Below are 23,705 nucleotides of genomic sequence, written 5' to 3' on the forward strand. Positions count from 1 at the left end.
CCCGCGAGCCCACACTCAAGGCAACGACTTCACACCCTCAAAAGCCGCATTCAAGGCAGCCTCAGCCGCCAGCAGCCGCTGCCGCGCTTCGCCCGACCACACGCGGTCTTTGGCCAGGGTGTCCTTGGCAACGGTCGCCATGCGCGTGACCTCCTGCGGCTGCGGCCCGCCTGTGCCGGTGCGTGTGGTCACCATGTCTGCGGGCGACAAAGCGCGGCGGAACGCGGCTTCACCCAGCGGCAGGCGCTGGTCCTTGAGGTCGTATTTCTTGCCCGCTTCGCGGTAGATGCGCACGGCTTCGGCGTACGGAAAGTCTTTCGGCCGGATGTTGCGCTCCTTGGCATACACCACCACATCCGACGCAAAGTGGTGACCCACGCGGAACGGCACGCCATGGCTGCGCTGCAGCGCCTCGGCCAATTCCATCGAGGTGGTCCATTCGGATTCGAGTTCGTCCAACGCGCGTGCGGGGTCGATGCGCAGCGAGTCCAGCACATCGGCAAACTGCTGGAGCATCTCCACGCCCTGCACAAAGGTCTTGGCGCTGGCCGGGCTCCAGGTGTTCTTGTAGTCGATCATGCCGGGCGTGACGTTATGCGCCCGCCACAACGACGCCTGCGCCGAGGCCACCACATCGCTGGCCTTGGCCCGCGTGTTCTGGATGATGCCGGGGTTGGCCTTTTGCGGCATGGCGCTGCTGGTGTAGGTCTTGCCGCTGGCCAGCAGCAGCCAGGGCCGCGTCTGGTGGTACTGGGTGTGCACATCCTGCATGAAGGCCCCCACACGGATGGCGGTGGAGCTGGCGATGGACGTGGCCTCGATGGGAATGTCGTAGGTGCTGATCTGCCCTGCATCCAGCGAATTCACGATGAGCCCATCGAACCCCAGCAACTGCGCCAGGCGCTCGCGGTTGATGCCCCAGCTGGAGTTGGACAGCACCGCCGTGCCCATGGGGCTGAGGTTGATGCGGGCATAGGCCTCGCGAATGCGCACCGAGTCGCGCGCGAACGAATCGGCCCAGGCCATGAGGTAGTGCCCGTAGCTGATGGGCATGGCCTGCACGCCGTTGGTGTATGCGGGCACATAGGTGGCGGTGTGGGCCTGCGCCGTGGTGATGAGCCGTGCGCGCACCTGGTCCAGCGCATCGGCAAAGTCCAGCATTTCCAGACGCAACTGCGCGGCATTCAGGGTGGAGTGGATGTCCTGGCGGCTGCGCCCGGTGTGGATCAGCGTTGCCTCGGGGCCCACGGCATCCGTGATGATCTTCTCGACCTGCAGCACATCGGTGGGGCGCTTGCCACTAGGCGTAGTGGCCTGGGCGATCGAATGCTCCACACCGCGCGCGATGCGACCGGCCTGGGCCTTGGGGATGATGCCTTGCTCCACATTCACCACGGTCGATGCCATGTTGATGCGGCCGAACCAGTAGAACGTGTCTTGCGACTTTGCCAAGGCGCTGGTGGCGTCCCCTTTGACCACCCCCTGAATCTTGGCCACCTGCGCCTGGCATTCGGCCGTGGTCTTGCACGCGGTGTCGAGGGTATCGGCGGCGTTGGCCTGGCCCATGGCGAAGATGGCCGCCATCACCGGGGCGATGAGGAAACGGGACGGGCGCGAAGTGATCTCGCCCAAGGTGGGGCGCTGCAATGACGGCATGAAGTTTTGTCTCCTGAGTTCCTGCGCACTGGCTTGCACACGGTGCGGGAATAAGATTCGTTAGTTGAATGACCCCAGGGCAGGCTCGCGCCCAACCGAAGGCAAGCGATGGTTGCACAGCAGGCAACACAGGGCCAATGCTTCTTTTTCAACATGATTCAAATTTTGAATACCCCATGCCAGACCTGACGCCCTCCGTCCTGTTCAATCGCATCCTGGGCCGTGTGCGCCTCAAGCACCTGCAGTTGGCGATTGCGATTGCCGATTTGCAAAGCCTGCACCGCGCGGCCTCTGCCATTGGCCTGAGCCAGCCGGCAGCGACGCATGCGCTGGCGGAGTTGGAGAGTTCTATGGGCGGCGCCCTCTTTGAAAGGCACGCCAAGGGCATGCGCCTGACCCGCCTGGGGGAGGCGGTTCTGCCACTGCTGCGCGCTTCGCTGGTGCCCCTGCAAGCGGCTGCTGGCAACGCGGCGCTGATGCAGCAAGGGGCCGCGTCCGCGCTGATCCGCATCGGCAGCATCGCGGCGGGCATCAACGGGTTGCTGACGGCCGCCATTCCGGCCTACTGCGCCCTGCACCCGAGCGCCGCCATCGATGTTCACGAAGTCACCATCGACAACCTGCTGGAGAGCATCCAGGAAGGAACCCTGGACCTGGCGATCTGCCGCGAACCGACCCCGCTGCCGCAGGGGTTCGAGTTTCACGCCGCACTGCCGGATGAATTCGTCATCGCTTGCCGCCCTGAGCACCCTTTGGCGCAACAGGCAATCGTCACGTCCGCCGAGCTGCTGTCACAACGCTGGCTGAGCCCACCACTCACAGGGCTGGGCCCACAACAGGTGGATAGCCTGTTCGACGATTTAGGCGGGGTGCCGGAACTGTGTCGCGTGTCGAGCCGCTCGACGGAAATCATCTACGCCATGCTGGCGGACAGCGACATGCTCGTCTGCGTGCCAGCGAGCCTTGTGCGGCCCTTGGTGCGGCGCAAAAATCTGGCCGTCTTGTCGTGGAAACCCCAGGACGTGGGCCCTCTGGGTGTGTTGGTGAAAGCGGCGGTGTGGGCGGATAGCTCACATCCCTGTCGTGCATTCATCGAGCATGTGCTCGGTGTGCTTGACGTGTTGGCCATCGGCAAAGAGCCCGAGCCTGGCGCGATGTGCCCCGGCTGAACACGGGCAGGCGATTGCACGCCAGGGCAATTACTTCTATTTTGATAGCAACACATCCAATACAGTAAAGCGCTAGCAGGCAATTTACAAAAACCCCGCCCCCCCCCCCCGAAGCCCGACCCCACCACCGCGCCACCTTGTGGCGCCCTCACCATGCCAGCGCCTACCCCGTTGAACCTACCCGCCAAGATTTCGATCGCCGCGCTCGCGGTGCTGGGTCTGCTGGGCGGATCGCTGATCGTGGCCCACGCAGGCTTTGCGACATCACCACGGCGCGGCGGGCCGTCCACCTTCGTACCGGCGCCCGAGGCCTACATCCTGTCTGCGGTGATGTATGCGATGTCTTTCCTTGCGCTCTGGGTCTTGCTGCGAGACCGCCAAGCATCCAAGGCCACCACCCTGGCGGCAATGGGCGCCTACGGTGTCATGGCCTGGGCCACGGTGCATGTGATAGCCGCCTGGTAGGCCGTCCAATCTGCTCACACAACGGCAGCAGCCAACGGACAGCAAACAGGAGCGCCCTGGCAGGCTATGCAGCCAGGGCAGGCTCGGCAGCCGCTGGTGCAAGCGGTTGCGCTTCGATCACGCGCGCCAGCAAGGCCCCGCTGTAGCGCGCAGGCAGCGCAATCCACACACGCACGGGGCTGCCCTGGGCTACGTTGACCGGCTGGCCTTCGACATTGCGCATCTCCTGCAGCCGTACGGTGATATTCCCACTCGGGTGGACCACCTCAATCAGGTCTCCCACCGCAAAGTGGTTCTTCGTCTCCACCTGCACCCAGTCCCCTTGCAAGCCCACATCGGCCTGACCCTCTGCACCCAGCACCTCGCCCACATACTGGCTGCGCTGCGTGGCCGAGTGGCCGTTGATGTAGTTCTGGTAGTCGTTGCTAGGGCGGCGCTCCAGCAGGCCGCCGGTGTAGCCGCGGTTGGACAGGCCTTCCAGCTCGATCAGCAGCTCGGGGTTGAAGGGGCGGCCCGCCACGGCGTCGTCAATGGCGCGGCGGTAGACCTGGGCGGTGCGGGCCACGTAGTACAGGCTCTTGGTGCGGCCTTCGATCTTGAGCGAGTCCACGCCGATCTGCGCCAGGCGCGCCACGTGCTCCACCGCGCGCAGGTCCTTGCTGTTCATGATGTACGTGCCGTGCTCGTCTTCCATGATGGGCATCATCTGCCCGGGGCGGCCAGCCTCTTCGATCAGGTAGACCTTGTCGGCCTTGGGGTGGCGCTGGCCGTTGCCGGTGGTGGAGAACGACTGCTCGGCCTTTTGCTGCGCGGCCTCGAAGTTGAAGTCGCCTTCCATCTTCTGCGCAATGGCTTCGCCGGTGGTGGGGTCGATGTCGGCGTCGTGCGTGGCGTAGTTCCAGCGGCAGGCGTTGGTGCAAGTGCCCTGGTTGGGGTCGCGGTGGTTGAAGTAGCCGCTGAGCAAACACCGGCCTGAATAAGCAATGCACAGCGCGCCGTGCACGAAGACCTCCAGCTCCATGTCGGGGCATTCCTGGCGGATTTTTTCGATCTCGTCCAGGCTGAGTTCACGCGAGAGGATGATGCGCTCCACGCCCATCTTTTGCCAGAACCTCACGGCCGCCCAGTTGGTGGTGTTGGCCTGCACCGAGAGGTGCACCACCTGCTCGGGCCACTTTTCCTTGACCATCATGATCAGGCCCGCGTCGGCCATGATGAGGGCGTCGGGCTTGCAGTCGATCACGGGCTCGATGTCGCGCAGGTAGGTGCGGATCTTGTCGTTGTGCGCAATGAGGTTGCTGGTCACAAAGAACTTCTTCCCGCGTGCATGCGCCTCGTCAATGCCTTGCCTGATCTGCTCCAGGCGGAACTCGTTGTTGCGCGCGCGCAAGGAGTAGCGCGGCTGGCCTGCGTACACGGCGTCGGCGCCAAAGTCGTAGGCGGCGCGCATCTTGTCGAGTGAGCCGGCGGGCAGGAGCAGTTCGGGGGCTTTGAGGGTGGTCATGGGGTGGCCCAATCTAAAAATCGTCGGGGGTCGGGTTCAGCGGGGCATCAGGGGCAGGCCCGCGAGCATGCCCACGGCCTGCGCAGGCAGTTCTTCGGCGTCAAAGGCCTTGTCACCATCGGCGTCGGCCACGCCGTTGGGTACCAACCCCTTGAAGTCGAACTGGCGCGGGTCCATGAAGTGCGAGGGCACCAGGTTGCGCAGCGCCACGGCCATGTTCTCGATGCGGCCGGGGTACAGCTGCTGCCAGTCGCGCAGCATCTGGCCGATCTGCTTGCGCTGCAGGTTCTCCTGGCTACCGCACAGCGTGCAGGGGATGATCGGGAATTTGCGGTGCTCGGCCCAGCGGGTGAGGTCGTCCTCGGCCACATAGGCCAGCGGGCGGATGATGAGGTGGTCGCCCCGGTCGCTCTGCACCTTGGGCGGCATGCCCTTGAGCTTGCCGCCGAAGAACATGTTGAGGAAGAACGTCTGCAGCATGTCGTCGCGGTGGTGGCCCAGCGCTATTTTTGTGCAGCCCAGCTCGTCGGCCACACGGTAGAGGATGCCCCGGCGCAGGCGGCTGCAGAGGCTGCACATGGTCTTGCCCTCGGGGATGTGCTCCTTGACGACGCTGTAGGTGTCCTGCGTTTCGATGTGGAAGGGAACGCCCACCTGGGTCAGGTATTCAGGCAGCACATGGGCCGGGAAGCCGGGCTGCTTCTGGTCGAGGTTGACGGCGATCAGCTCGAACTTGTGGCCGTTGCGGTGCTGCAGCATACGCAGCACGTCGAGCAGGCCGTAGCTGTCCTTGCCGCCCGACACGCACACCATCACCTTGTCACCGTCTTCGATGAGGCCGAAGTCGGTGATGGCCTGGGCCACCTGGCGCACCAGGCGCTTTTCGAGCTTGAGCGCGGCGTGGCTGCGTCCCTCATCGGCTTGCGCCATGACTGGCTCTTTGTCGCCGCGCAGGGCGGAAGGTGGGTCTATGGTCATGAGAAGCAAGGCAGGTAAAGCCGCCTCGAAGCTGCAAGCAGTGCGTCGCCGGACGCCTCGCTCGCCTGCCTCAATGGTGGTGCGAGCGGGTTGATATGACGGCTACTCGGGGAGGAGCACGATTTTCCTATATTTCGTTTTCAAGCCACCTCGCGCCGCACAGGCTTTCGCTTCAGATGGCAGCGACATCTTTCGCTCCGCACCGCTGGTCCCTGCTTTTTTGGGCACCCCCTCTCGCAAAACGACATGCCCTGTCGCGGTGGATACCGACACTGGTTCCTCACCACCGGAGGAACACATGATTTGGATCTTCATCGCGCTCGTGCTAATTGCATTTGCTTTCAAGATTGCTTCGCTGATGGCTGCAGCGTCACTCTGGGCCTTGTGTGCCAAGGCGAGCTTTCTGGTCGCCCTTATCGCCTTCGGAATTTGGTCGGTGCGTCGGCTTGGTCGGAGGGGTGGCTGAAACAATTTGTGTCGCGATAATGCTCAGACTTTTCAAGGGGAGGGACCGTCATGCTGTCTGTTTTGCGATTGAGCCCCATGGCCGCCGCGCTCGCAGGAATATATGGTGTGGTGAGCGCCGTGGATCAGGTGAACTCGTTTTTCAACGAGCACATCGAACGTCTCAAGGCGTCCGACAACAAAATCATCGCCTCCACAGGACGCGTCTTGGAGGGCGCTAAATTCGGCTTCGGCTTGGGGTACGCGGGCTCGATAGCCATCCTGGCCGCCGGCCAGTTGCTGCTGGGCAATACGCTGGCTGCCGTGGCTGTTGTCGGAGGGGCCGTGGCCATGACCAATCCCATCGCCATGACCTGCGCCGCCGTGGGCGCTGTCTATTACGGCTGGGCTGCGCTGACGGAACATGAGCGTAGTGCCATTGTGGACCGGCTGGCCGAGGGGCTAGAGATGGGCACGGAGCTGATCCGCTCGCTGATCAGCTTCGCCATCCGCACGACCAACGAGCTGCTGAGTTCCAAGCAGCTGCAGGAATTTAAAACGTTCATTGCGAACCAGACGGCGCAGTTTGGAAAATCGCTGTACGACGTTACCCATCAGATGGCGGATTTCGTCAAAGGTACGGCGATCAAAGCCGGAGATTTGACCGGCCAAGCTTTAACGAGCGCATCGTCGGCCGTGAAGGGTGCCGCGCGGTTGGCAGGCCAGGCTGCTGGAGACACGGCGACAAAGGTGGGGCAGTTGACGGGCAAAGCCGTAGAGAGCACGTCGTCTGCGATGAAGACAGCCGCGTCTTCGGTAAGTCAGGTCGCAGAGAAGACAGCGAGCACGGCAAAAGGCACCGCCAAAGCGGTGGGCCGAGCTGCAACGCTGGTGTCAAAGCGTTCTGGCCCCGCGCTCCCCGGCTTGCCGCTCATGTCCACGGTGGAGTTCAAGGATGTGGACGGCAGCCCAGAAAAGACGCCCTGACTACCGCTCAACCCGTGCTGGCACGCCAGCATGCTACTTGCCATGCCTACACACGAGACCCTCGCGAGCCGGATCGCCTCCCTGCTGACGAAGCTAAACCAAGGGGAAGCGCTCCGGCCGGCAGAGCTGGCTGAAGAGTTCGGCGTGAGTCTTCGCACCATCCAGCGCGACATCCATGTAAGACTTTCGCACCTCGCATTGGAGAAGAAAAACGGCGCCTACGTGGGCTCGCCCCAGCAGTTCGGAAAGCTGTCGCTGACCGATGTAATGCGCTTTGCCGAAAAGGTCGGCCTCGCGCAGCTCCACGCCGATCTCCCCAGGCTGATCCAGGATGCGGTGAATGAATCTGATACGGGAGCGGTCTGGCGCATCCAAGGCCCGGAGTATGAAGAGCCTAGGCTGGCGACACGCCACTTTGAAGCGCTGCAGTTGGCGATCAAAGAACAGCGGCTGGTGCAGCTGAGCTACGCCGGGCCCACGGCCGTGGGCAGCGCCGTTGTCGAACCGTATCGGCTGTTGAACAAGGGCGGCATTTGGTATTTGGCCGCTCGCTCTCGGAGCCGGCCGCGGACATTCAGCTTGGCCCGCATCGGCACGCTCAGCGTGCTGGACCAAACATTCCAGCCCGACGCTGACTTTGTGCAGCGACTGGATACCGACGAAGGCATCTGGATCACCGACGCCCCCATGGAGGTCATCCTGCTTGTGGACGCTGCAGCCGCGCCCTACTTTCGACGGCGCAAGCTGGTTCCACACCAGCAGATTGAGCGGGAGATGCCGGATGGCACTCTCACCGTGCGCTCGCGCGTCCATCATGTTAACGAGATCGTTCCCATCGTCCGGTACTGGATCCCGCACGTGGCCATCGTGGAACCTGCGTCCCTGCAGGCGGCCATGGTGCGTGAACTGTGGGCCTACGCCAGTCTGTATCCGGAACTGGCCTCTTTCACGCCTGCGCAGCCAACGCCGTGAACCGCCCTCCGCCAGCCACATAGCGCGCTGGGACATCGCGAACCTTCGCACTGATGGCGCCGATGTGGTCCGGTGTGGTGCCACAGCAGCCGCCCAGAATATTGACCAGCCCCTCGGCCGCGAACTCATGCACCAGGCGGCTGGTGATTTCTGGCGTTTCGTCAAACCCGGTGTCGCTCATCGGGTTGGGCAGGCCGGCGTTGGGGTAGCAGCTGATGAAGGTGTCCTCGGCCACGCGGTTCAGCTCCTGGATGTAAGGGCGCATCAGCGTGGCGCCCAGGGCGCAGTTCAGGCCAATGGCCAGCGGGCGCGAATGCCGCACGCTGTGCCAGAAGGCGGTCACGGTCTGGCCACTCAGGATGCGGCCCGATGCGTCGGTGACGGTGCCGCTGATGATGAGCGGCAGGCGCTGGCCGCTGTTCTCGAAGTACTCGTCGATGGCGAACAGCGCGGCCTTGGCGTTGAGCGTGTCGAAGATCGTCTCGACCAGCAGCACGTCGGAGCCGCCCTCGACCAGCGCTTCCACCTGCTCGTAGTAAGCGGCGCGCAGCTGCTCGAAGTCCACATTGCGCGCGCCGGGGTCGTTCACGTCGGGGCTGATGCTGGCCGTCTTGGGCGTGGGGCCGAGGGCGCCTGCGACAAAGCGGGGCTTATCGGGCGTGCTGTACTTGTCACAGGCGGCGCGGGCCAGCTGGGCGGACTTGAGATTCATCTCGCGCGCCAGGTGGGCCATCTTGTAGTCCTCCTGCGCGATGGTTGTCGCGCCGAAGGTGTTGGTCTCGATCAGGTCGGCGCCTGCAGCCAGGTAGCGCTCGTGGATGTCGCGGATCACATCGGGCCGGGTGATGCTGAGCAGCTCGTTGTTGCCCTTCACGTCACGCGGGAAGTCCTTGAACCGGTCGCCCGCCCCATCCGGGCCGTTGTAGCCTTCGCCCCGGTACTGCGCCTCGCCCAGCTTGAAGCGCTGGATCATGGTGCCCATGGCGCCGTCGAGGATGACGATGCGTTGGGCAAGGATGTCGGGCAGTTGCGCGGCGCGCGTGTAGGCAAGCGTTTTCATCCCCCGATTGTAGAAAGCCCCCTGGGGCTGCCGGTGGCCCAGGGGCTTTCTCACCCACACACGAGCGTGTAGCGTTGCTTGGCAAGTCGCGTTGCCCCCAGGCGGTCATAGAAATGGATGGCGCCCTCGTTCCACACGGGCGTCTGCCACTGCATCGTCTCGCAGCCCAGCATTTGGGCGCGGTGCCGCACAGCGGCCATCATCTCGGCGCCCCGGCCGCAGCCACGCGCTTCAGGCTCCAGGTACAGGCAGTCCAGATGCAGGTAAGAGCGCGCGGCGAGAGTCGAATAGTCCAGCGTGGCGCTGGCATATCCCACTACCTGCTCACCCCAATAGCCCAGCCAGGCGAACAACCGCCCCGCCTCCAGCCCCTGGGCCAGCCGGTGGGCATGGCCGTCGGCGCTGTACGGGATGCGCTCGTACGCCGCGTGGGCGGCGCACAGGTCGGCCAGCGCGGGCGCGTCAGCGGCGCCTGCGGCGCGCAGGGTCCAGCCGGTGCGATGCGGCGGATGGCTCAGCACGCGCACTCGATGGCGGGGCGGGCCGACGGCATGGCGCCGCGCTCCGGGCCGGTGGCCACAGGCTGGCCGTCGCGGATCCAGAAGTCCAGCCCGCCCAGCATCTCCTTGACCGTGAAGCCCAGCCGCGCCAGCTTGTACGCGCCCCGGGTCGAGCCATTGCAGCCGATGCCGTCGCAGTACGTGACGTAGACCTTGCTGCGGTCGAGGTGCGCCGTGCTTTGCTCGTCCATGGTGCGGTGGGGAAAGCTGATGGCGCCCGGCACATGGCCCTGTTCGTAATGCGCCGTGGAGCGGGTGTCGACCACCACGATGGCATCGATGCCGTTGCGCAGGTCTTCGGCCACGTCCCAGGCATCGGCGTGGTAGCTGAGCTTGGCGGCCATGAAGTCCCGCGACTGCTCAGGGCTGGGCGCGGGGAACGGCAGGACGGCGGAGGCGGGGGCGGCGTGGGTCATGGAAAAGTCCTCTCGTGTGGATGTGTGGTGTTGCGATGGGATGAAGTGTCCGACGATTTGGCCTGATTGATAATGCCAATCCTCCGTCACAAATAAGACCAATTACCGATGAAACCACGGCTGTTGCTCACGCTGCTGGAGGACGCCCACGGAGGCGGCCGCCGCGAGCGCCTGTGCGCGGCGCTGCGCGAGGCCGTGCGCACCGGCCAGGCCGTATTGGGCGAACGCCTGCCCTCCACCCGCGATCTGGCGCGCGACCTGGGTCTTTCACGGGTCACGGTGGAGGCGGCCTACGCCCAGCTGGAAACCGAGGGCTACCTGCACCGGCATGTCGGCCAGGGCAGCTTCGTGGCCATCGACATGCAGCGTGCCGGGGCGGCGCGGTCCCGGGCGGGCCGTATGGCCCCGGCGGCGGCACTGCCCGCGCTGTCGCGGCGCGGGCAGCGCATGGTCGATACCGGCGGTTGCGCCGAGCCCGACCGCGCCCGCGCGTTCGTGGCGGGCAGCCCAGACCTGCGAGCGTTTCCGGTGGACCTGTGGCGCCAGCTGATGCAGCGCCGCCTGCGCCAGGACGCCGGGCCCCTGCTGTTCTACGGTGACCCCCAAGGCCTGCCTGCACTGCGCGAGGCCATCGCGCGCTACCTCGCGCAGTCGCGCGGCGTGCGTTGCCATGCGGGCCAGGTGCTGGTGCTGACCAGCTCGCAACAGGCCCTGCAGCTGCTGGCCGCGACGCTGCTGGACGAAGGCGATACCGTCTGGATGGAGGACCCGGGCTACGCAGGCGCGCGCACCGCGTTCCACGCCAGCGGGGCCCAGGTGGTGGACATGCCGCTGGACGGCGAAGGCGCCCAGCTGGTGCCCACCCAGACGCCGCCACGCCTGATCTACCTCACGCCATCGCACCAGTTCCCCACCGGGCGCGCCATGTCCCTGCAGCGCCGCCTGGCCTTCATCGACCACGCACAGGCCACGGGGGCCTGGCTGATCGAGGACGACTACGACAGCGAATTCCTCTACGACCACCAGCCCACGCCCGCCTTGCAGGGCCTCGACGCGCACGGCCGCGTGCTCTACATCGGCACGTTCTCGAAGTCCTTGTTTCCTTCGGTGCGGCTGGCCTACATGGTGCTGCCCGAACCGCTGGTAAAGCCCCTGGTGACCGCACGCACCATCTACGACGGCCACCCCTCGCAACCCATGCAGGCCGTGGCGGCTGACTTCATGGACCAGGGCCACTTTGCGGCCCACCTGCGGCTGATGCGCCAGCTCTACCGCAGCCGGCGCGACGCCTTGCTGCAGGCGCTGCACACCCACCTGCCCTGGACCGAGCCCCTGGACAGCCGGGGCGGGCTGCAGATGGCTGTGCGGCTGACCGAGGGCAGCGAGCAGCAGCAAACGCGCCGCGCGCTGGCGCGTGGCATTGCAACCCCCAGCCTCGGCGAGCTCTACCATGCAGCGCCTCCCATCGCGGGATGGCGGCTGGGCTTTGCCGCCATCCCGCCTGAGGTGATCGAAAGCGCTGTCCGCGTGCTGCGCTGACCCCCAACCAGCGGCGCAGGCCCGCAGCGCACAATACGGGCCTTGCATCGCACGGTTCGTAGCACGGGCCCGCACACAAATTTTTGGCTTTATTGGCGTCCAGCGCAGGTGGGTTCAGCGTAGGGCGCTCTCATTTTCAGAGTATTCGCTTGGTGTCTCGCCCGTTTTCCGTGTTGTCCCCTGCCCAGTCTGTCTTGCAGGATGTCTTCGGCTACGAACAGTTCCGCGGCCCGCAGCAAGCCATCGTCGAGCATGTGATTGGCGGCGGCGACGCGCTGGTGCTGATGCCCACGGGCGGAGGCAAGTCGCTGTGCTACCAGGTGCCGGCCATCGTGCGCCAGCAGCAGGGGCGCGGGGTGACCATCGTGATTTCGCCGCTGATCGCGCTGATGCACGACCAGGTGGGCGCGCTGCACGAGGCGGGGGTGGATGCGGCGTTCCTGAACTCGACGCTGAGCTACGACGAGACCCAGGACGTGGAGCTGCGCCTGCAGACCGGCGACCTCACGCTGCTGTATGCCGCGCCCGAGCGGCTGAACACGCCCCGTTTCCTGGGCCTGCTCGACAGCCTGTACAGCGGCGGCCACCTGAGCCTGTTCGCCATCGACGAAGCACACTGCGTCAGCCAGTGGGGCCACGATTTCCGCCCCGAATACCGCGCGCTCACGCTGCTGCACGAGCGTTACCCGCAAGTACCGCGCATTGCGCTCACCGCCACGGCCGATGCGCTCACGCGCGAGGACATCGTCGAGCGGCTGCAGCTGCAGGATGCACGGCTGTTCATCAGCAGCTTTGACCGGCCCAACATCCGCTACCGCATCGAAGAGAAGAAGGACGTCACCACGCAGCTGCTGCGCTTCATCGAGCGCGAGCATGCGGGCGAGGCGGGCGTGGTGTATTGCCAGTCGCGCAAGCGCGTGGAAGAGCTGGCCACCACGCTGAGCGACGCGGGCATCACTGCCCTGCCCTACCACGCGGGTCTGGACACGAAAGTGCGTCAGAAGAACCAGGATCGCTTCCTGCGCGAGGAAGGCATCGTGATGGTGGCCACCATCGCATTCGGCATGGGCATCGACAAGCCTGATGTGCGTTTTGTGGCCCATGTGGACATGCCCAAGAACATCGAAGGCTACTACCAGGAAACGGGCCGCGCGGGCCGCGACGGACTGAACGCCGATGCCTGGATGGCCTACGGCCTGAACGACGTGGTCAACCAGCGCCGCATGATCGACGAAAGCCCGGCGGGCGAGGAGTTCAAGCAGGCGCTGCGCGGCAAGCTGGATGCGCTGCTGGCGCTGGCCGAGGCCACCGACTGCCGCCGCGTGCGGCTGCTGGCGTACTTTGGGGAGCAGTCCACGCCCTGCGGCAACTGCGACAACTGCCTGAACCCACCGGCGGTGTGGGACGCCACGGATGCGGCACGCAAGCTGCTCTCCACCATCTACCGCGTGAACCAGGCCAGCGGCATCAGCTTTGGCACGGGGCACATCATGGACATCCTGCGCGGCAAGAAGACCGAGAAGGTCGCGCAGTTCGGGCACGAAAAAATCTCCACCTTCGGCATCGGCGCGGACCTGACCGAGCCCCAGCTACGCGGCGTGCTGCGCCAGCTGATCGCCACCGGCGCGTTAGGCCTGCAGAAGGTGATGCTGGACAGCGGCCACAGCTTTGACACGCTGTGCCTCACCGAGGGTTCGCGCGCGGTGCTCAAGGGCGAGGTGCCGGTGCAGCTGCGCGAGTCGGTGTCGTCCGCACCGGCCAAACGCACGCGCACCCGCAAGGGCACGGGCAGCGCGCCGCCCGCCGCGGCCGCCAATCTTGGCCCCGATGCGCAGGTGCGTTTCATCAACCTCAAGGCCTGGCGCGCCGAGGTGGCACGCGAGCACAACCTGCCTGCGTATGTGATCTTTCACGATGCCACTTTGGCCGCGATTGCCGAGCGCAACCCCGGCACGCTCGACGACCTGCAGGGCATCAGCGGGATGGGGGCGAAAAAGCTGGAGGCGTACGGGGCGGACGTCCTGCGCGTGGTGCGCGCGGGGTAGCCCCGCTGCCGCGCTTTGCTGCCCCGCGATGCGATGCGATGCGTGCGGGCCTACGTGAACAGATCCTTCGCGCTCACGCGCCCGACGCTGCACGCGCCCGCAACGCCCGGATGCCTTGCGAAAACCGCCGCAGCGTGGGCGTGCTGTCGCCTGGCGGCACCATCAACTCGATGAGCTGAAAGCGACCGCGCTCGGCAAACGCGGCATCGAGCGCCGCCTTGAACTGCGCCCGCGTGTGCACCCGGTGGCCGCGCCCGCCCAGCGCATCGGCGGCCTGGGCCAGGTGCCAGTCGCCCAGGGCGGCGCAGCGCGATTCGGTCTGGAAGGCGCGGATCATTTCCCAGGTCTGGTTGTTGAGCACGATGGCGATGGGGTCCAGCCCCAGGCGCGGGCAGTTGCCCAGCTCCCAGCCCGTCATTTGAAAGGCGCCGTCGCCCACCAGGATCAGGCTGCGCTGGCCCGTGGCCACCTGCGCACCGATGCCGGCCGGCACGCCGAAGCCCATGGACGCGTAGTAGCCCGGCGCCACCAGCGGGGTGGGCAGCAGCTCCATCGCAGCAAACAGGCAGTCGCCAATGTCCGCGACGATGTTCATGGGGCCGTGCGCGCGGATGCGGTCGTTGAGCGCGCGGGAGAGGTCGGCCGCACACACGGGCGCATCGTCGGCCACCAGGCCTTCGGGGCAAGTGGGCGGGGGCGGCAGGGCGCGCGGCGGCTTGGCGCCTGCGGCCGGGGCGCGGGCCAGCAGCGCTTCCACCAGCGCGGCCAGCGGGATGTTCGGGTACAGGTGGTGGCCCACGCGCGCCTCGCGGTGCGCGGCGATGAGCGCGCGGCGGAAGTCCATGCGCTGGGCGCTCACGCCAAAGTTGCTGTCCGACAGGATGGCGCCCAGCATCACGGGCAGGTCGGAGTCGTCGAGCAGCGCGCTGGTCTCGGGCGCGCCCGCCACGCCCAGGTAGGTGCCGTGCAGCTGTACGCCGGAGTGCACGCCCTCCTCCGCCAGCAGGCCCCGGCCCATGAAGGTGGTGAGCACCGGCAGCTGCAGGCGCCGCGCCAGCTCGGCCACGCGGGCTTCCAGGCCAAAGCGGCGCACCTCCACGTCCACCACCAGCACGGGGCGCTGGGCTGCCTGGATGCGGGCCATCCATTCGTCCGCGCACTCGGCCACGGCGGCTTCATTGAAGGGGCTGGGCGGCAGCAGGGGCACCTCGGCCATGGGGAGCAGCGTCATGTCGCGCGGCACCTCGATGAGCACGGGCTGCGAGTATTCGCGGCAGCTGCGCAGGACGCGGGCCAGCTCGGCGGGCGCGGTGGCCGGGTCGGACAGGCGCACCTGGTCGCAGGTGATCTCGCGGAAGATGCGCCATTGCGAATCGACATGGCGCACCTGGTGGTGCAGCACCAGGCCCGAGTGCGCCTCGACCTCGCCGGGGCAGCCGGCCAGCACCACCAGCGGCGAGCGCTCGGCATACGCCCCCGCCACCGCGTTGACCACGTTGAGCGCGCCCGCGCCGTAGGTGACAGCCACCACGCCCAGGCCGCAGTGCATGCGCGCGGCGGCATCGGCGGCAAAGCCCAGCGAGGGCTCGTGGCTGAGCGTGACCAGCGGCAGGATGCCGCTCTCCTCGATCTGCTTGAACAGGGGGAGGATGAAGTCACCGGGGATGCCGAAGATCTCGCGCGCGCCGTGGTGCTTGAGCGCGTGCAGCAGTTGAAGGCCGAGGGGGGTCATGGGCGTGTTCCTTGCAGGTGGTGCCGTTGTGCGGCAGTGGCGGATGATCCACGCGGCGTGACCAAGGCGGCTCTGATGCGCATCAAACCCAGCGACTCCTAGCGCGAGTTCGCAGATTCGTTCTGTTTTCGACCTAGAAGCGCAACAAATCTGCGCGAAGCACCGACCAAACCCGGAGCCCCGCCCGCTCAGGCCCGGCGCAGCGTGAAGGAGGGGAACCACGCGGCCAGTTGCTGCTGGTGCGCCGTGGTCAGCGCCCAGGCCGGTGCGCCAGGTGCGCGGCATTCCTGCAGCGCCCAGCGGCGCACGCCGCGCGCGGCCAGGGCCTGGGCCAGGTCCAGCAACTCATCCACACCAAACAGGCCCGCGTGCCAGGTGGTGCGGCATTCGTGGTCGGTGCCATAGGCCAGCAGCACCTCCAGCCCGGCCCAGGCGCGCGCGCCGCTGCCGGGTGTGGCGGTGATGGCGTTGTAGCGCTGCGGCAGGGCCTTGATGTCCAGACCCACCCAATCGAGTTGCGGCAGCAGTGCCGCCAGCCGCTCGGGGTACATGCCGCCGGTGTGCAGGGCGGTCTGCAGGCCCAGGCTGCGCACTGCGTTCAGCGCCGCGCCCATGCCCGCCTGCAGCGTGGGCTCGCCGCCCGAGAAAACCACGCCGTCCAGCAGGCCACGTCGGCTTTCCAAAAAGGCCAGCGCCTGCGCCCAGGGCAGCGCCCCCGCAGCAGTGGCGTCCAGCAGTTCGGGGTTGTGGCAATAGCCGCAGCGCCAGGGGCAGCCCTGGCAATACAAAACGGCCGCGAGGCGGCCGGGGAAGTCGATGGTGGTGAGCGGTGTCATGCCGCCCAGCCGCAGCGCGGACGCGGGTGCCCGTGCCTCAGCAGGCGTTGCTGCTGCAGCCACGGCCCTGCTCGGCGAAGAAGCGGCGCTCGGCATGTTCGCCCTGCTTGCCGGTATTGAAGCTGGCCACAGGGCGGTGATAGCCCATCACGCGGGTCCAGACCTCGCAGGGCTGGCGCTCGTCGTCGGTGAGCTGCACGGCGGCGGCGCTGGAGATGGCGGTGTGTTCGGTGGTGGAGAAATGGCTCATGTCGGATTCCTTTCGGAGGTGGTTGAATTGGTTTGCTTCTGTTTTGATAGCTGCTTGCGCTTGACCATCCAGCGCCAGGGCCACTTTTCGCTCGAAATCTAGGCGACCAGACGCCGCCGCTTGGCGTCCAGCCGCTCTTCGTCGCAGCGCGGGCAGAACGGGTGTTCGCCCGCCAGGTAGCCGTGCGTGGGGCAAATGGAGAACGTGGGCGTGACGGTGATGTAGGGCAGGCGGAAGTTCGTCAGCGCGCGCCGCACCAGCTCGCGGCAGGCCGCGCCGCTGGAAACGCGCTCGCCCATGTACAGGTGCAGCACGGTGCCGCCGGTGTATTTGCCCTGCAGTGCCTCCTGCCGCATCAGCGCCTCGAACGGGTCGTCGGTGAAGCTCACGGGCAGCTGCGACGAGTTGGTGTAGTAAGGCTGCTCGGATGTGCCCGCCTGCAGGATGGCGGGCCAGCGCTTCTTGTCTTCCTTGGCGAAGCGGTAGGTGGTGCCTTCGGCGGGTGTGGCCTCCAGGTTGTAGAGATGGCCGGTTTCTTCCTGGAAGGCGGTCATGCGCTCGCGCACGTGGTCGAGCAGGCGCACGGCAAACGCGTGGCCCCACTCGCTGGTGATGTCGTGCTGGTCCGCCGTGAAGTTGCGCACCATCTCGTTGATGCCATTCACACCCAGCGTGGAAAAGTGGTTGCGCAAGGTGCCCAGGTAGCGCTTGGTGTAGGGGAACAAGCCCTGGTCCATGAGGCGCTGGATGAGCTTGCGCTTGGTCTCCAGGCTTTGTTTGCCCAGTTCCATCAAGCGGTCGAGTGCGGCGAGCAGCCCCGCCTCATCGCCCGCATGCAAGTACCCCAGCCGCGCGCAGTTGATGGTGACCACGCCCAGGCTGCCCGTCTGCTCGGCGCTGCCGAACAGGCCGTTGCCGCGCTTCAAGAGCTCGCGCAGATCGAGCTGCAGGCGGCAGCACATGGAGCGCACCATGTTGGGCTCCAGCTCGGAGTTGATGAAGTTCTGGAAGTACGGCAGACCGTACTTGGCTGTCATATCGAACAGCAGCTGCGCGTTCTCGCTCTCCCAGGGGAAGTCCTTGGTGATGTTGTAGGTGGGGATGGGAAAGGTGAACACGCGGCCCTTGGCATCGCCCGTGGTCATCACGTCGATGTAGGCGCGGTTGATGAGGTCCATCTCGGCCTGCAGGTCACCATACGCGAAGGGCATCTCCTGGCCCGCGATCACGGGCACCTGCTCGCGCAGGTCCTCGGGACAGGTCCAGTCGAAGGTGAGGTTGGTGAACGGCGTTTGCGTGCCCCAGCGCGAGGGCACGTTGAGGTTGTAAACCAGCTCCTGGATGCACTGGCGCACCTGCGCGTAGTCCATGCCGTCCTTGCGCACGAAGGGTGCCATGTAGGTGTCGAACGACGAGAACGCCTGCGCGCCCGCCCACTCGTTCTGCAGCGTGCCCAGGAAGTTCACGATCTGCCCCACGGCGGAACTCATGTGTTTGGGCGGCCCCGCCTCCACCTTGCCCGGCACCCCGTTGAGCCCCTCGTGCAGCAGCGTGCGCAGCGACCAGCCCGCGCAGTAGCCGCTGAGCATGTCGAGGTCGTGGATGTGGATATCGCCATTGCGGTGCGCCTCGCCGATCTCGGGCGTGTAGACGTGCGACAGCCAGTAGTTGGCCGTGACCTTGCCCGCCACGTTCAGGATCAGCCCGCCCAGCGAATAGCCCTGGTTGGCGTTGGCGTTCACGCGCCAGTCGGCGCGCGTGAGGTATTCGTTGATGGAGCTTTCCACATCGACCAGCGTCTGCTTGTCGGCGCGCAGCGTGGCGTGCTGCTCGCGGTAGACGATGTAGGCGCGTGCGGTGGCCAGGTGGTTGGCGGCGATCAGCGTCTGCTCGGCCACGTCCTGGATCTGCTCGATGGTGGGGGCCTCGCCCTGGAAGCGGTGGATGAGCACCTTGGTGACCTGGGCGGTGAGCAATGCCGCTTCGTCGGCGCCGTATTCACCCGAGGCCTGCCCGGCGCTGGCCAGCGCGGCGCGGATGCGTTCGGCATCAAACGGAACGCGCTGGCCGCTGCGCAAAACGACTTCGCGTGGCAAGGTGGCAAGGGTGGACGCCATGGGTTCGACCAATCTGTGGAACGGGTTAAAAACACTACCTATGGTGTCCACGATACCCACCAAACACTATAGGTAGTTTGATTCAACACAATCGAGGCGGTAAGCAGGGGTAAAAAAATGCCGGCACAGAGGCCGGCGGAAAGGAAGGTGCCGTCAGGCCCTACCGATGGATCAGAGGTGCATGCGCAGGCATGCAGTGGGGTGCAGGAGGGTGCTGCTCAATGGCAGGCGGCGGTTTCTTCCTCCTCGATGCGGGGATAAAAGTCGTGGTCTTCGCGCTGCATGCGCTCGAACACCCGGCGCAGCACCACATTGGCCTCGTCCCGAAAGCCCTGCGCATCGCGGCGCACGTTCTCGGCCGTGTTCCAGCGGCGCGCGAAGGCGTCGTAGGCGCTGGCAATCGAGGCCATCTCGCTCTGGTACTGGCGGCCCAGGCGCGCCAGTTCGGGGTTGCCACCGCGCTGCAGCGCGGGGTACAGCACCTGGTCTTCCACGGCCAGGTGCAGCTTGATGGTGCCGCTCATGGCCACGATGCCCTGCGCGATGGCGCGGGCATTGCCTTCCACGCCCGCCTGGGCCAGGGCGCGCAAGGTGGCGATGCTGCGCAGGATGTCGGTGTGCTGGTGCTTGAATTTTTCGAGGTTCATGCTCACTCCTTGTGGGCAAACGGTGTGTGAGCGCGGTGGCCGCTTGTGGCAGCCGCCGCGCACAGTCCATTTCAGCGACGGGCCTGTGCTAGGTAGGGGCCCGCTTGCGCCGGGGCGCGCGAGCCGAACAGCCCGCTCACCACCTGCCAGGCCATGGCCAGCGCGCCGACGATGAAGACCACGTCGCCAACGGTGCGCACCCAGCGCAGGGTCTGCATGAAGGGCTGCTGCATGAAGGCTTCGCCCCGTGCGTACCACAGGCCTTCGCTCACGCTGGCGTGGAACTGGAACAGTCCGATGGGCAGCAGGCTGGTGGCAATCATCAGCACCAGGCCCGCGTTGAGCCACCAGAAGCCCGTCTTCATGAGCCGCTCGCTGAACACCAGCTGCGGGCGGATGTAGCGCAGCACCAGCAGCGTGAAGCCCAGCGCCAGGAAGCCATACACACCGAACAGCGCAGCGTGGGCATGCACCGGCGTGGTGTTGAGTCCCTGCAGGTAATACAGCGCAATCGGCGGGTTGATCATGAAGCCGAAGACGCCCGCGCCCAGCATGTTCCAGAAGGCCACGGCCACGAAGCACATGAGGGGCCACTTGAGGTTGGCCATCCACTTCGCGCGGTGCTGCAGGCGCCAGTGTTCCCAGGCCTCATGGCCCAGCACCACCAGGGGCACCACTTCCAGCGCGCTGAACGATGCGCCCACGGCCATCACCGGCGTGGTGGTGCCGCTGAAGTACAGGTGGTGGAAAGTGCCGGGCACGCCGCCCAGCATGAAGAGCGAGGCCGAGGCCAGGCTGGCGGCCGTGGCCATGCGTGGCGACACGAGGCCGAGCGTCGAGAAGATGAAGGCCAGCGCCGTGGTGGCGAACACTTCAAAGAAGCCCTCGACCCACAGGTGCACCACCCACCAGCGCCAGTACTCCATCACCGATAGGTGGGTACGCTCGCCGTAGAAGAAGCCCGCACCGTAGAACAGGCCGATGGCCACCACCGACGCTGTCAGCAGCGCCAGCAGGTTCTTGTCGCTGCCGGGGGTGCGCAGCGCCGGCACGATGCCGCGCAGCATGAGCACCAGCCAGAAGGCGATGCCGGTGAACTTGCCGATCTGCCACAGGCGGCCCAGGTCCACGTATTCATAGCCCTGGTGGCCCAGCCAGAAGTTCCACTCGGGTGGCATGATCTGCGCGATGGCCAGGTAGTTGCCGACGAACGAGCCCACCACCACCACGACCAGCGCCCAGAACAGGATGTCCACACCGAGCTTCTGCCAGGCCGGGTCCTTGCCGCCGTTGATGAGCGGCGCGAGGAACAGGCCGGCTGCCAGGAAGCCCGTGGCGATCCAGAACAGCGCGCTCTGGATGTGCCAGGTGCGCACCAGCGAATACGGGAACCACTGTGACACGTTGATGCCGTAGAACTGCTGGCCTTCCACCGTGTAGTGGGCCGTGAAGCCGCCTAGCAGCACCTGGAAGCTGAACAGCGCCACGATGAGGAACAGGTATTTGCCCAGCCCGCGCTGGGAGGGCGTGAGCGGCACGCGCGAGAGCGGGTCGTGCTGGGGTGGCGTGGGTTCCACCTCGTCGTGCTTGCGCAGGAAGGACCAGCCCCACACGAGGAAGCCCACGCCCGCCATCATCACGACCACGCTCATCACCGACCAGACCATGTTCTCGGCCGTGGGCTTGTTGCCGATCAACGGCTCGTGGGGCCAGTTGTTGGTGTACGTCGCCGTGGTGCCGGGGCGCTCGGTGGCGGCGGCCCAGGCCGTCCAGAAGAAGAAACCCGTCATCTGCGCGCGCCGCTCGGCGCTGGGCAGGGTGTTCTCCTTCATGGCGAAGTGCTCGCGGGTCTTGTGCAGCGCGGGCACGTCGCTGAAAAGCTGGTCGTAGTACAGCGCGGTCATCGCGATCGCGTCAGCACGCACCGAGGACACCGTGGCCACGCCCGTCTCGGGGTTGTAGGTGTTGGTGCGGTACTCGGTCTTCATGCGGTCGCGCAGCACAGCCTGGGCGGCGGCGTCGAGCTCGGCAAAGGGCTTGCCGTGCGCACGCTCGGCGGCGATGTCAAGCCAGTTGAGCAGCTCGCGGTGCAGCCAGTCGGCCGTCCAGTCAGGTGCCTGGTACGCGCCGTGGCCCCAGATGGAACCCAGCTGCATGCCGCCCACCGACTGCCAGGCGGTCTGTCCGTCGAGGATGCTGTCGTGGGTGAAAAGCACTTCACCCCCTGCCGTGGCGATCTTCGCGGGGATGGGCGGCGCGGTGCGGTAGACCTCGGCACCGTAGTAGCCCAGCAGGCTGAAGGTGACGATGAGCACGCCGATCAGCGTGAACCAGAGCTTGCGGTAGTTACCCATGGCGGGCCTCCTGCTTCAACAGAACAACAACGAAGGGGCGGCGCCAGCGTGCGCTGGCGGCGTGGGGTCGGGGTCTTGTGGTCATGGCTTTTTGGAACGAGTGAATCGGTGTCACTGCCCACATCGCAAGCGCCGGGCCAGGGCTGCAGGCCTATCAAATCAACCACTTACACCGGTCATGGTTTTTTTGACCCTTCTCAAATGGGGTTTAATTCACCCATTGAAGGTAAATATCACCATGGACCATAGCCCCCTGCTGGCCGACCTGGCCACCGACCTGCCCCAGGCTGTGCGCCTGCAGCGGCTGGCCGACCACCTGCGCACCCGCTTTCACTGCGGCGCCGTGGCCCTGCTGCAGCTGGAAGAAGACCACCTTCGCCCCGTGGCCGTGGAGGGTCTGGTGCGCGAGGCGCTGGGCCGGCGCTTTGTGGTCAGCCAGCACCCCCGGCTCGCGGCCATCCTGGCGCGGCGCGAGGTGACCTGCTTCGACCACGACAGCACCCTGCCCGACCCCTACGACGGCCTGCTCGACACCCTGGTGGGCGAGCCCCTGCCCGTGCACGACTGCATGGGCGTGAGCCTGTTGGTGGACGGCCAGCCCTGGGGCGTGCTGACGCTCGACGCGCTGCAAACCGGCACCTTCGGCGACGCCGCACGCGCCGCGCTGGCCGACTGCAAGGTGCTGGTGGAGGCGGCCGTGCGCATCTCGCGGCTGGAGCGCGAGGTGCAGGCGCTGCGCAGCGCCCCACACACCCGCAGCGCCGACGACGAGCGCACCACCCGCGCGGGCGATGGCGACATGGAGATCGTCGGCCAGAGCGAGCCCCTGCTGCGCCTGCTGCACGAGCTCACGGTGGTGGCGGGCTCGGACCTGCCCGTGTTGTTGCTGGGTGAGACCGGTGTGGGCAAGGAGCTGTTCGCGCGCCTGCTGCACCGCCAGTCCACGCGCGCTACCCGCCCGCTGGTGCACGTGAACTGCGCGGCGCTGCCGGAGTCGCTGGCCGAGAGCGAGCTGTTTGGCCATGTGCGCGGCGCGTTCTCGGGCGCGGTGGCCGACCGGCCAGGGCGCTTCGAGGCGGCCGAGGGCGGCACGCTGTTCCTCGACGAGGTGGGCGAGCTGCCACTGGCCGTGCAGGCCAAGCTGCTGCGCACGCTGCAGAACGGCGAGATCCAGCGCCTGGGCGCCGACCGCCCGCGCCGCGTGGACGTGCGCGTGATCGCCGCCACCAACCGCAACCTGCGCGAGCAGGTGCGCGACGGCGCGTTCCGCGCCGACCTGTACCACCGGCTGTCGGTGTACCCCGTGCCCATCCCGCCGCTGCGCGAACGGGGCAACGATGTGCTGCTGCTGGCAGGCCGCTTTCTGGAACTGAACCGTGCCCGCCTGGGCCTGCGCAGCCTGCGGCTGTCTGCCAGCGCACAGGACGCACTGCGCCGCTACCCCTGGCCCGGCAACATCCGCGAGCTGGAGCATGTGGTCAGCCGCGCCGCCCTCAAGGCCCTGAGTCGGGGCGTGAGTCGCGCCGACATCGTGACGCTGGAGCCCGCGCTGCTCGACCTGGACGCCGACGCCGCCAGCGTGGCCCCCGCCCCCCTGGATGCCGGTGCCCCCGCTGTGGCCACCACGCAGCCCACCCCCACCACCGCCGAAGGCCCGCTGCGCGACGCCGTGGATGCCTGCCAGCGGCTCGCCATCACGCAGGCCCTGGCCCGCCACCAGGGCAACTGGGCCCAGGCCGCGCGTGCGCTGGAGGTGGACGCGAGCAACCTGCACAAGCTGGCGCGCAGGCTGGGCATCAAATAAGAGCGATTCACAAACTCCCCTGGCGTCGTTGTTCCGTCTTGTCGAACCGCCGATGCTGCCTGCGACGGAAGGCCTGGTCAGGGCCGCTGCGCTGAGTTTTGTGAGCCGCCCCAAGCGAATTCAAAAATGATAGCGCCCAGCGCTTTCCAGATAAGCGCTAGCGGCCTATT

20 protein-coding genes are annotated in these 23,705 nt (G+C 66.5%); 8 read left to right on the top strand and 12 right to left on the bottom strand.

The window, feature by feature from the left end:
• Positions 1-15: 15 nt before the first annotated feature.
• Complete coding sequence (locus tag ACODS0_RS05445; RefSeq protein ID WP_488833392.1) at positions 16-1,656, bottom strand: argininosuccinate lyase; 1,641 nt, start codon at positions 1,654-1,656, stop codon at positions 16-18.
• 176 nt (positions 1,657-1,832) lie between these two features.
• On the opposite strand from ACODS0_RS05445, the gene ACODS0_RS05450 reads away from it, so the two are divergent.
• Together ACODS0_RS05450 and ACODS0_RS05455 are read left to right on the top strand one after the other, a co-directional pair.
• Complete coding sequence (locus ACODS0_RS05450) at positions 1,833-2,825, top strand: LysR family transcriptional regulator (RefSeq protein WP_488833393.1); 993 nt, start codon at positions 1,833-1,835, stop codon at positions 2,823-2,825.
• 153 nt (positions 2,826-2,978) lie between these two features.
• The gene (locus ACODS0_RS05455; protein ID WP_176887834.1) at positions 2,979-3,290 is read left to right on the top strand and encodes a hypothetical protein; all 312 of its coding nucleotides are present in this window, start codon (positions 2,979-2,981) and stop codon (positions 3,288-3,290) included.
• Positions 3,291-3,354: 64 nt separating this feature from the next.
• Here the strand turns inward: ACODS0_RS05455 and trhP are convergent, their stop codons facing one another.
• Entirely contained in the window at positions 3,355-4,794 is a 1,440-nt protein-coding gene (gene trhP, locus ACODS0_RS05460) for a prephenate-dependent tRNA uridine(34) hydroxylase TrhP (protein ID WP_488833396.1), read from the bottom strand.
• Between the two features lie 36 nt (positions 4,795-4,830).
• On the bottom strand, positions 4,831-5,724 hold the full coding sequence (gene ttcA / locus ACODS0_RS05465; RefSeq protein ID WP_409860674.1) for a tRNA 2-thiocytidine(32) synthetase TtcA: 894 nt from the start codon (positions 5,722-5,724) through the stop codon (positions 4,831-4,833).
• Positions 5,725-6,070: 346 nt separating this feature from the next.
• On the opposite strand from ttcA, the gene ACODS0_RS05470 reads away from it, so the two are divergent.
• From ACODS0_RS05470 to ACODS0_RS05480, 3 genes are read left to right on the top strand one after another with little or no spacing between them, the layout of a single operon-like run.
• Complete coding sequence (locus ACODS0_RS05470; protein ID WP_409860668.1) at positions 6,071-6,238, top strand: hypothetical protein; 168 nt, start codon at positions 6,071-6,073, stop codon at positions 6,236-6,238.
• Between the two features lie 50 nt (positions 6,239-6,288).
• Positions 6,289-7,203, top strand: coding sequence for a hypothetical protein (locus ACODS0_RS05475; RefSeq protein WP_488833399.1), 915 nt, complete (start codon positions 6,289-6,291; stop codon positions 7,201-7,203).
• A gap of 42 nt (positions 7,204-7,245) precedes the next feature.
• Entirely contained in the window at positions 7,246-8,175 is a 930-nt protein-coding gene (locus tag ACODS0_RS05480; protein ID WP_488833401.1) for a helix-turn-helix transcriptional regulator, read from the top strand.
• Here ACODS0_RS05480 and ACODS0_RS05485 read toward each other — a convergent pair.
• Genes ACODS0_RS05485 through ACODS0_RS05495 form a run of 3 tightly spaced genes read right to left on the bottom strand, consistent with a single transcriptional unit; the run spans position 8,150 to position 10,211 of the window.
• Entirely contained in the window at positions 8,150-9,235 is a 1,086-nt protein-coding gene (locus tag ACODS0_RS05485; protein WP_488833404.1) for a homocysteine S-methyltransferase family protein, read from the bottom strand. The genes ACODS0_RS05480 and ACODS0_RS05485 overlap by 26 nt on opposite strands.
• Before the next feature lie 50 nt (positions 9,236-9,285).
• Positions 9,286-9,756 carry a GNAT family N-acetyltransferase gene (locus tag ACODS0_RS05490; protein ID WP_488833406.1) on the bottom strand — a complete coding sequence of 157 codons (471 nt, stop codon included), beginning with the start codon at positions 9,754-9,756 and terminating at the stop codon, positions 9,286-9,288.
• A complete protein-coding gene (locus tag ACODS0_RS05495; RefSeq protein WP_488833407.1) occupies positions 9,750-10,211 on the bottom strand; it encodes a rhodanese-like domain-containing protein in 462 nt (153 codons plus the stop codon). The genes ACODS0_RS05490 and ACODS0_RS05495 overlap by 7 nt, the downstream gene beginning before the upstream one ends.
• A 108-nt stretch (positions 10,212-10,319) precedes the next feature.
• Between ACODS0_RS05495 and pdxR the strand changes: the two genes are divergently transcribed.
• Positions 10,320-11,750, top strand: a complete 1,431-nt coding sequence (gene pdxR / locus ACODS0_RS05500) for a MocR-like pyridoxine biosynthesis transcription factor PdxR (RefSeq protein WP_488833409.1) — start codon at positions 10,320-10,322, stop codon at positions 11,748-11,750.
• 173 nt (positions 11,751-11,923) lie between these two features.
• Complete coding sequence (gene recQ / locus ACODS0_RS05505) at positions 11,924-13,795, top strand: DNA helicase RecQ (RefSeq protein ID WP_121507943.1); 1,872 nt, start codon at positions 11,924-11,926, stop codon at positions 13,793-13,795.
• A gap of 73 nt (positions 13,796-13,868) precedes the next feature.
• Here recQ and ipdC read toward each other — a convergent pair whose 3' ends face one another.
• From ipdC to ACODS0_RS05535, 6 genes are all read right to left on the bottom strand, one after another.
• Complete coding sequence (gene ipdC / locus ACODS0_RS05510) at positions 13,869-15,527, bottom strand: indolepyruvate/phenylpyruvate decarboxylase (RefSeq protein ID WP_488833411.1); 1,659 nt, start codon at positions 15,525-15,527, stop codon at positions 13,869-13,871.
• 188 nt (positions 15,528-15,715) lie between these two features.
• Positions 15,716-16,363, bottom strand: a complete 648-nt coding sequence (locus tag ACODS0_RS05515; RefSeq protein WP_488833894.1) for an anaerobic ribonucleoside-triphosphate reductase activating protein — start codon at positions 16,361-16,363, stop codon at positions 15,716-15,718.
• A 37-nt stretch (positions 16,364-16,400) separates the two neighbouring features.
• Positions 16,401-16,613, bottom strand: coding sequence for an anaerobic ribonucleoside-triphosphate reductase (nrdD, locus tag ACODS0_RS05520; protein ID WP_488833412.1), 213 nt, complete (start codon positions 16,611-16,613; stop codon positions 16,401-16,403).
• 98 nt (positions 16,614-16,711) lie between these two features.
• Positions 16,712-18,730 carry a ribonucleoside triphosphate reductase gene (locus ACODS0_RS05525; RefSeq protein WP_488833414.1) on the bottom strand — a complete coding sequence of 673 codons (2,019 nt, stop codon included), beginning with the start codon at positions 18,728-18,730 and terminating at the stop codon, positions 16,712-16,714.
• Between the two features lie 218 nt (positions 18,731-18,948).
• On the bottom strand, positions 18,949-19,377 hold the full coding sequence (locus ACODS0_RS05530) for a hemerythrin domain-containing protein (protein ID WP_488833415.1): 429 nt from the start codon (positions 19,375-19,377) through the stop codon (positions 18,949-18,951).
• A gap of 71 nt (positions 19,378-19,448) precedes the next feature.
• Positions 19,449-21,731: a nitric-oxide reductase large subunit gene (locus ACODS0_RS05535; protein ID WP_488833417.1), complete on the bottom strand. Its 2,283-nt coding sequence runs from the start codon at positions 21,729-21,731 to the stop codon at positions 19,449-19,451.
• A 238-nt stretch (positions 21,732-21,969) separates the two neighbouring features.
• Between ACODS0_RS05535 and norR the strand changes: the two genes are divergently transcribed.
• Positions 21,970-23,535, top strand: a complete 1,566-nt coding sequence (norR, locus tag ACODS0_RS05540) for a nitric oxide reductase transcriptional regulator NorR (protein ID WP_488833418.1) — start codon at positions 21,970-21,972, stop codon at positions 23,533-23,535.
• The last annotated feature ends 170 nt before the right edge of the window (positions 23,536-23,705 follow it).

Source organism: Acidovorax sp. FG60, assembly GCF_057808995.1.

Coding starts and splice junctions, on each gene's coding strand:
- ACODS0_RS05445 (WP_488833392.1), bottom strand. CDS start 1,656: ATGCCGTCATTGCAGCGCCCCACCTTGGGCGAGATCACTTCGCGCCCG.
- ACODS0_RS05450 (WP_488833393.1), top strand. CDS start 1,833: ATGCCAGACCTGACGCCCTCCGTCCTGTTCAATCGCATCCTGGGCCGT.
- ACODS0_RS05455 (WP_176887834.1), top strand. CDS start 2,979: ATGCCAGCGCCTACCCCGTTGAACCTACCCGCCAAGATTTCGATCGCC.
- trhP (WP_488833396.1), bottom strand. CDS start 4,794: ATGACCACCCTCAAAGCCCCCGAACTGCTCCTGCCCGCCGGCTCACTC.
- ttcA (WP_409860674.1), bottom strand. CDS start 5,724: ATGGCGCAAGCCGATGAGGGACGCAGCCACGCCGCGCTCAAGCTCGAA.
- ACODS0_RS05470 (WP_409860668.1), top strand. CDS start 6,071: ATGATTTGGATCTTCATCGCGCTCGTGCTAATTGCATTTGCTTTCAAG.
- ACODS0_RS05475 (WP_488833399.1), top strand. CDS start 6,289: ATGCTGTCTGTTTTGCGATTGAGCCCCATGGCCGCCGCGCTCGCAGGA.
- ACODS0_RS05480 (WP_488833401.1), top strand. CDS start 7,246: ATGCCTACACACGAGACCCTCGCGAGCCGGATCGCCTCCCTGCTGACG.
- ACODS0_RS05485 (WP_488833404.1), bottom strand. CDS start 9,235: ATGAAAACGCTTGCCTACACGCGCGCCGCGCAACTGCCCGACATCCTT.
- ACODS0_RS05495 (WP_488833407.1), bottom strand. CDS start 10,211: ATGACCCACGCCGCCCCCGCCTCCGCCGTCCTGCCGTTCCCCGCGCCC.
- pdxR (WP_488833409.1), top strand. CDS start 10,320: ATGAAACCACGGCTGTTGCTCACGCTGCTGGAGGACGCCCACGGAGGC.
- ipdC (WP_488833411.1), bottom strand. CDS start 15,527: ATGACCCCCCTCGGCCTTCAACTGCTGCACGCGCTCAAGCACCACGGC.
- ACODS0_RS05515 (WP_488833894.1), bottom strand. CDS start 16,363: ATGACACCGCTCACCACCATCGACTTCCCCGGCCGCCTCGCGGCCGTT.
- nrdD (WP_488833412.1), bottom strand. CDS start 16,613: ATGAGCCATTTCTCCACCACCGAACACACCGCCATCTCCAGCGCCGCC.
- ACODS0_RS05525 (WP_488833414.1), bottom strand. CDS start 18,730: ATGGCGTCCACCCTTGCCACCTTGCCACGCGAAGTCGTTTTGCGCAGC.
- ACODS0_RS05530 (WP_488833415.1), bottom strand. CDS start 19,377: ATGAACCTCGAAAAATTCAAGCACCAGCACACCGACATCCTGCGCAGC.
- ACODS0_RS05535 (WP_488833417.1), bottom strand. CDS start 21,731: ATGGGTAACTACCGCAAGCTCTGGTTCACGCTGATCGGCGTGCTCATC.
- norR (WP_488833418.1), top strand. CDS start 21,970: ATGGACCATAGCCCCCTGCTGGCCGACCTGGCCACCGACCTGCCCCAG.